The organism is Amycolatopsis sp. NPDC003676, assembly GCF_053587275.1.
Window position 1 is genome coordinate 1 of sequence record NZ_JBSFNS010000391.1, and the last position, 1,107, is coordinate 1,107.

Consider the following 1,107-nt stretch of genomic DNA (forward strand, 5'->3'; position numbering starts at 1 on the left):
GGTAATCGGAGCTGCCGCGTCGTTGGTGTTGTCCGGATGCAGCGACAAGTCGTCCGACGGCGGCGGTGGCGGCAACACCGATCTCTCCATCCAGCCGGTCGTGCAGCTCGATACCCAGGGTAAGGCTGTCGCGGCGACCGACGCGGGCACCGCCGCCGACCCGGCGGGCGACGGCAAGGCCAAGTGCGCGCCCCAGACCATCGCGATGGCGGGCCCGCTGACCGGCGGCAACGCCGCGCTCGGCATCAACATCATCGACGGCGTCAAGCTCGCCCTCGACAAGCACAACAAGGCCAACCCCGACTGTCAGGTCTCGGTCAAGCAGTTCGACACCGAGGGCAAGCCGCAGATCGCGAGCCAGGTGATCCCGACGATCGTCAGTGATCCCAGCATCGTGGCGCTGGTCGGCCCGACCTTCTCGGGCGAGACCAAGGCGACCGGCCAGATCCTCAGCGAGGCGGGCATGCCCACGCTGACCGCCTCGGCCACCAACCCGACCCTGACCCAGAACGGCTGGAAGACCTTCTTCCGCGGCCTGGGCAACGACAACTCGCAGGGCCCGGCCGTCGCCAACTACCTGACCGGCGAGAAGGGCTACAGGAAGATCTGCGTCGTGCAGGACAACACCGACTACGGTGCCGGTCTGGCGCAGGCGTTCATCACCGCCGCGGGCCCGGCCGCCGACGCCTCCTGCGCGGTCAGCGTCAAGGAAGGTGACAAGGACTTCTCGGCCGCGGTGTCGAAGCTGTCCGCCGCCAAGCCCGACGCCATCTTCTACGCCGGCTACTACGCCGAGGCCGCGCCGTTCGTGCAGCAGCTGCGGTCCGGCGGTGTGACCGCGGCCTTCGTCTCCGCCGACGGCAGCAACGATCCCGAGTTCGTCCGGCAGGCCGGTAGCTCGTCCAAGGGCGCGCTGCTCTCCTGCCCGTGCAGCCCGGCGCCGGAGAAGTTCGCGACCGAGTACAAGGCGCTCAACGGCCAGGCGCCCGGCGTCTACTCCGTCGAGGGCTACGACCTGACCACGATCCTGCTCAAGGGCATCGACTCGGGCAAGGTGACCCGCGCCGAGCTCGTGGACTACGTCCGTAACTACAACGGCACCGGCGT

General features: G+C 68.8%; 1 protein-coding gene. It reads left to right on the forward strand.

Translation table 11 applies throughout. The features are described 5' to 3' along the window. Positions 1-25: 25 nt before the first annotated feature. Positions 26-1,107: branched-chain amino acid ABC transporter substrate-binding protein (locus tag ACWDNU_RS46665; RefSeq protein WP_449673555.1), on the forward strand; the 1,082-nt coding region annotated here is incomplete at its 3' end.